This is a genomic window from Gilliamella sp. B2717, assembly GCF_026536675.1.
In the GTDB taxonomy this organism is placed as follows: Bacteria; Pseudomonadota; Gammaproteobacteria; order Enterobacterales; family Orbaceae; genus Gilliamella; species Gilliamella apicola_I.
Window position 1 is genome coordinate 2,824 of sequence record NZ_JAFNNQ010000034.1, and the last position, 3,503, is coordinate 6,326.

Annotated in this window: 4 protein-coding genes and 2 pseudogenes; all 6 read left to right on the forward strand. The window is 28.1% G+C overall.

The genetic code is table 11. The features are described from left to right. On the forward strand, positions 1-280 hold a 280-nt coding region (locus J3U35_RS05580; RefSeq protein WP_267360114.1), incomplete at its 5' end, for a hypothetical protein. After that, a complete protein-coding gene (locus J3U35_RS05585; protein WP_267360115.1) occupies positions 238-846 on the forward strand; it encodes a glycoside hydrolase family 108 protein in 609 nt (202 codons plus the stop codon). The genes J3U35_RS05580 and J3U35_RS05585, both read left to right, overlap by 43 nt. Before the next feature lie 3 nt (positions 847-849). Further along, complete coding sequence (locus J3U35_RS05590) at positions 850-1,257, forward strand: hypothetical protein (RefSeq protein WP_267351768.1); 408 nt, start codon at positions 850-852, stop codon at positions 1,255-1,257. 156 nt (positions 1,258-1,413) lie between these two features. Beyond that, positions 1,414-1,881, forward strand: a pseudogene (locus J3U35_RS05595) (N-acetylmuramidase domain-containing protein); the annotation flags it as partial. Between the two features lie 48 nt (positions 1,882-1,929). Beyond that, positions 1,930-2,925: a hypothetical protein gene (locus J3U35_RS05600; RefSeq protein WP_267360117.1), complete on the forward strand. Its 996-nt coding sequence runs from the start codon at positions 1,930-1,932 to the stop codon at positions 2,923-2,925. A gap of 338 nt (positions 2,926-3,263) precedes the next feature. Next, a pseudogene (locus tag J3U35_RS05605) lies at positions 3,264-3,503 on the forward strand (hypothetical protein); the annotation flags it as partial.

Sequence of the window (3,503 nt, forward strand, 5' to 3'; positions counted from 1 at the left end):
CTTATTGGGCATAATAAATGGGTTAGAAGAGAAGTATAAATTATGGGAAAAAAGCAAAGAAAAAGCGACAAAAATGCTCTGGTGGGATGATGTCGCCAAAGGATTAGCTAAGCAAAAACAACAGACAGAACAAAGTGAAGCAGAAACTAAAAAAGAGCAATCAGCAGACACCTCAACTAATCAAACCGAAACTTTATCAACGCCTGCCACCTTAAGTCAAATGGTAGGGTGTGGTTTATGCATCCTGTGGGTATTTCTATTTTCACAGAAAAGAAAATAGATTGTTGTTCTATAAAATTTCATAGAATTTTAAAAATTGTATTGAGACATGAAGGAGGATATGTAAATAATCCAAATGATTCTGGAGGTGCAACTAATAAAGGAATAGCTTGGAATACGTGGGTGGCATATGCAAAAAAAGATTTAGGAATAGAACCTACTTTAGAAAACTTAAAACAACTGACAGATAAACAAGCTGAAGTTATCTATAGAAAAAGATATTGGCAACCGAAAGGATTCTGCAAAATAGAAAATGATAGATTAGGGTTAATGATATATGATTGGTCAATTACGTCCGGAGGCGCAATAAAAAAAGTTCAGCAACTTCTAGTCGATGAGTTTGATCAAAATATCGATGTTGATGGAAAAATGGGGGAAAGAACAGCTGTTATTATAAATTCTATTGCTGATCAAGATAACTTATTAACACGTATTACTGAAATCAGACGAGAATATTATACTAATTTAGCTATTAAAGCGGATGGAACTCATACAAAAAACTATGTATTTCTAAAAGGTTGGTTAAATAGAGTGGATGATTGTTTAAATGTGAAAATTGAGGATTAGTTTATGCGATATATATTTTTTGTTTTGCTTTTTTTATTTCATTTTAATTCCGCTTGTGCCTTAGCTATTGAGCAAACTTGGACAGAAGAAGTTCATTTAGAAAAAAATGAAATACCTTATAGTATTTTCTCAATACAATTGAAAATTGACACTAACAATAAAGTAGAGGGGGAATTATGTTCTATAGTTAATTATGGCAATAAAATAGATTGCCCTATACCTTTTGTATCTAAATTAATCAATAATGAAATCGAAGTTCATTTTGATAGTACCTTTGGTGGTAAAAATGGTGTAGCTATTCTTAGATTACAAGAAAAAAATTTAATTTGGGATTTGATCAGAGTTCCTAATGGAGAATATTATTTAACAAATAAAGCGAAATTACTTCCTGAAAATATTAAAAAACATTGATAATGGGTTTTTGGGTTAAAAAACATCCAATTATTTTATTAAACAATAAAGAATATGAACTTATTTTTTTTAGAACAAAGAATAAATATGGATTTATTAACCGACTTTGATTATGAATAAGTTGCAAATGAGTTAGGATGTGAAGCAAAAGCTCTTAAAGCTGTAGGTATAAAAGAAACAAAGGATGAAAGTTTTTACACTCATTTAGGAGATCATGTTCCTAAAATATTGTTTGAAAGACATTATTTTCACAAATTAACCAATGGTAAATTTGATAATGATCCTGATATTTCTAGTAGTTCTTCATTCGCTAAGTATGGAACTTATGCGAAACAATATGAACGATTAATAAAAGCATATAATTTATCACCTCGAGAAGCACTACTATCAGCTTCTTGGGGAAAATTTCAAGTCATGGGTGCAAATATGCATTCAAATAAATTAAGTATTGAAGATATTCTATATGAAATTAGCCGTTCAGAAAAAAATCATTTAATTACATTAAAAGGTTATTTATTAAGAAATAACAATGCATTAGAAGCATTAAAGTTAAAAGAATGGGACACATTTGCTTTTTATTATAATGGAAGCAATTATAAAAAAATAATTATGATGTGCTTATAAAAGAAATATATGAAAAACTATAAAGAAGAAAATTAAAGGAATCATAATATGAAGAAAATTATTATTATTTTTATACTATCAATGAATTTTGCATTTGCTAATACAACAAAATGTGATAAAGATTCGGTTAAAAAAATAAATATAACAACATTTTCTGGGGACAATATGAATTTATTATACCAATATTGCCCATATAATAATGAAGAATCAAAGGATTATGATGGATATCAATTATTAACGATTAACGTTGATAACAATTCATTCACCTATACAAATAATGTGATTGGAAATGAATATTTTGGTGGGGAAATGTTTTATTCAAAACTAGGTATATTCGGTTTAATCGAATCAAATACAGGTAATTCACCATTAACAATCACATATTTGAATATCAAAGATAATAATCTAATTTTATTGGGAAAAATCACGTTTGAACGACGTATGGGAAATATAATCGGTGAGCCCATTATAGAAAATATAAGTAATGAAACTATTAGAATTATCGATAATATATTTGTATTAAATAAAAAAAATATTTTGGGGGAATATTTTTTAAATTACTATGAAAGCTTTCTGTTTATTTTAGCCGATCAATTTAAACAAAATTTGTCAAAACATGAAATAAATAGATTACTAGCTAAATTAGCTAATTATCAAGATTTAAATAATTTTTATAGGCAAAAAATCTTTTTTAAAGATCGTTCTTTATGTACATATAATGAAAATCTAATTGAAATGGATGCCTTTGGTTGCCAAATAGGAAATAAGCAATTATCTATTTGTTATGATTATTTTAACAAAAGTGATCTAATATATAGATTTGGCAATAAAAACAAAATAGAATTAGAGTTGCGAAAAGAAATTTCTGACCATAAAGTTTCAATAAATCCGTTAGTTTTTAAAAAAAATATTTGGCATTATGAAGTAAATACATATCCAGATAATGCAGGAATTTTAATAAAAAAAAATAACGAGAATATTACATTTCTTAAATGTAAAAATGAAAGTGTAGAACCTTATATACTTAATCCAATATGGAATTAGAATGAAATAGGTTAGTAATAACTTGTTGACAAGTCACATGGATAAGTGAATTTTTCTGCTTATATGAATAATATCTGGTTATTTAGGAAACGCATATTTTTACAAACATTGAAAAATCATAACCCAATACTAAATTACACAAAACTAAAAAAGGTCAAACATCTGACACCTCAAATAAACTTGCAGAAACTTTTACGCCTGTAACCTTGTGCTAAAGCGGTAGGCGTGATTTATGCAAGCTGTGGCTATGGTGGATTGTTTCAGAACTCAAAAGAAATTACACTCTAGAAGATGCCGAATTCGCTATAAATCTAATATATAAGAAGCATGGCAAGCAAATGGCAATAATAATTGAAAAAATGTATCGTTCAGAAACTGCACATTTTGAATCCTTACAATATAAGCAAACGGGGACAGGAGGTATGGAATCTTTTGGTTTACCACTATACTATGGTTGGGAGTGGTTTGGTTTTAAACAGATTACAGAAACCAGTAGTTTAAAAGAATTTTATTTGAATGCGAAAAAAGCGGAAACCCGAAATAAGGATAATGCTTCACTGGAGAACTATAAGCCAACC

Excerpts from the sequence above, each read along its gene's own strand:
- J3U35_RS05590 (WP_267351768.1), top strand. The coding sequence starts at position 850 with ATGCGATATATATTTTTTGTTTTGCTTTTTTTATTTCATTTTAATTCC.
- J3U35_RS05600 (WP_267360117.1), top strand. The coding sequence starts at position 1,930 with ATGAAGAAAATTATTATTATTTTTATACTATCAATGAATTTTGCATTT.
- J3U35_RS05585 (WP_267360115.1), top strand. The coding sequence starts at position 238 with ATGCATCCTGTGGGTATTTCTATTTTCACAGAAAAGAAAATAGATTGT.